This is a genomic window from Aurantiacibacter xanthus, from assembly GCF_003584015.1.
GTDB lineage: Bacteria > Pseudomonadota > Alphaproteobacteria > Sphingomonadales > Sphingomonadaceae > Alteraurantiacibacter > Alteraurantiacibacter xanthus.
The window spans coordinates 1-1,590 of the sequence record NZ_QXFM01000029.1 but is presented as its reverse complement, the minus strand read 5'-3'; the positions used below and the strand labels follow the sequence as shown (position 1 = coordinate 1,590).

Below are 1,590 nucleotides of genomic sequence, written 5' to 3'. Positions count from 1 at the left end.
AGCGCGCAGGGCGACCTGCTTGAGGTCGTCGAAGCCGAGACTGCCGCGCCGGATCGCGCCGAGCAGCCCGCGTTCGAGCACCGACCCGGCCTTTTCGAACCCGCCCACGAGCGAGCTGTCGACGCTCGCGCGCATGCTCTCGATGTCGGCGCGGAAATCGCTGGTGCTGGCGCGCACTTCCACCAGCAGCGGTTCGAGATCGTCATTCATGCCTGTCTTGCTCCAGCAATGCGGCCAGCTCGCCGCGCGTTAGGCCCTCGGCCGGGTCGCCATTTTGGTTGGCGAAAATGCAGAAAATTTCCGCTGGGGTTGCCTGCCAGAACGCCTGTGGGGGCCAGCCCAGCGACCGGCACAGCTCCCCGCACAGCCGCAGGGCGCTGTCGGAGAGGTGCTCGCTCATGGACGGCCTTGCAGGATCTGGCGCAGGATCGTGCGCAAGGGGGCAGCGGCGGCGGCGAGGCCCATGGCCATCACCGCCTCGCCCACCTGTTCGCGGGTGATGCCCTCCTGCTCGGCAAGGCAGTGCCAGAACAGCGCGGCGATCTCGGACAGCCGCAGCTGGCCGTCACCCGCCCGCTCGACCAGCGCGAACAGCGGGCCAAGCTCTTCCTCGGCCAGCACCAGCGCCTGAAAGCTGGGACGCAGCAGCAGGGGCCTGCCTGCCACCACCAGCGTGGCCTCGCCGCGCGCGGGATTGTGGCAAGCCTGACTCATGCCGGGACGACCGGGCCGGAGCTTTCGAGCTGCAACGTGTAGTTACGCTCGCCATTGAAGTCGCCCGCGTAGTCGAGCCGCTGGACGAGGAAGCGCCCGCGCAGCTTCTCGCCGTCTTCGAAGCTCAGCTCGTAGTCCTCGATGGTGCCCGCCAGCGCATGGGTGCGCACCTTGGCTTCGGCGCTTGAGCCGAGGAAAATCCCTGCCGCGCTGACCGACACCGAACGCGTCCCCGCGCCTGAGAGCAGGTCGCGCCAGCCGCCCGATTGCTTGTGGGTGACGACCACCGCGTCGCCGTTGATGGAAAGCTGCGTGGTGCGCAGTCCGGCGACGGTGGCATAGGCGGGCGAGGCGGTGCCGTCGCCGATCTTGAGCAGGAAGGCAGAGCCTTTTTGGGCAGTCATGGGCAGGTTCTCCGTGAATGAAATCAGGCTTCGAAAAGGCGGAAACGGTATTCGAGCAGCACCGCGCGCGTGAGGTTCGCGCGCTGTTCGGCGCGGCCGCGCAGGAACTGCGTCGAGACGAGGCGGAAGGTGGGATGCGCGGCGGGCATGGTCTCGATCCGGTCGGCGACCAGCGCGGCGAGGTCGGCGCTTTCGCCCGCCTCCTCGCCGCGCAGGTGCAGTTCGAGCGCCACGCGCACCTCGCGTCCGCGCCGGTCCTTGGTGCTCCAGTCGATGCTGGCGCTGGTGGCCACCGCCAGCCAGGGCGCGCTCGTGCGGCTGGGCACCTCCTCAGTGATGGAATTGAGCAGCGGGGCCAGCAGCGGATCGCTTGCCAGCCAGTCGATCAGCGCGATGCGCAAAGCACTTTCCATGGGATTACGGCTCCGATGTGAAGGCGGGCCACAGCCATTCGGCGCGGCGCCACGACTGT

General features: G+C 68.5%; 4 protein-coding genes and 1 pseudogene. All 5 read right to left on the bottom strand.

Annotated features, from left to right (window positions below):
• Positions 1-210, bottom strand: a pseudogene (locus D2V17_RS03685) (tail tape measure protein); the annotation flags it as partial.
• Positions 203-400, bottom strand: a complete 198-nt coding sequence (locus D2V17_RS03680) for a phage tail assembly chaperone (protein WP_119591786.1) — start codon at positions 398-400, stop codon at positions 203-205. The pseudogene D2V17_RS03685 and the gene D2V17_RS03680, both read right to left, overlap by 8 nt.
• Entirely contained in the window at positions 397-714 is a 318-nt protein-coding gene (locus D2V17_RS03675) for a gene transfer agent family protein (RefSeq protein ID WP_119591785.1), read from the bottom strand. Before D2V17_RS03675 ends, D2V17_RS03680 begins: the two co-directional genes overlap by 4 nt.
• Entirely contained in the window at positions 711-1,118 is a 408-nt protein-coding gene (locus D2V17_RS03670; protein ID WP_119591784.1) for a phage major tail protein, TP901-1 family, read from the bottom strand. The genes D2V17_RS03675 and D2V17_RS03670 overlap by 4 nt, the downstream gene beginning before the upstream one ends.
• 23 nt (positions 1,119-1,141) lie before the next feature.
• Positions 1,142-1,531, bottom strand: coding sequence for a DUF3168 domain-containing protein (locus D2V17_RS03665; protein WP_119591783.1), 390 nt, complete (start codon positions 1,529-1,531; stop codon positions 1,142-1,144).
• Positions 1,532-1,590 lie beyond the last annotated feature (59 nt).

What these genes read in the sequence shown, in the direction of transcription:
- D2V17_RS03665 (WP_119591783.1), bottom strand. Translation starts at nt 1,531, where the DNA reads ATGGAAAGTGCTTTGCGCATCGCGCTGATCGACTGGCTGGCAAGCGAT.
- D2V17_RS03670 (WP_119591784.1), bottom strand. Translation starts at nt 1,118, where the DNA reads ATGACTGCCCAAAAAGGCTCTGCCTTCCTGCTCAAGATCGGCGACGGC.
- D2V17_RS03680 (WP_119591786.1), bottom strand. Translation starts at nt 400, where the DNA reads ATGAGCGAGCACCTCTCCGACAGCGCCCTGCGGCTGTGCGGGGAGCTG.
- D2V17_RS03675 (WP_119591785.1), bottom strand. Translation starts at nt 714, where the DNA reads ATGAGTCAGGCTTGCCACAATCCCGCGCGCGGCGAGGCCACGCTGGTG.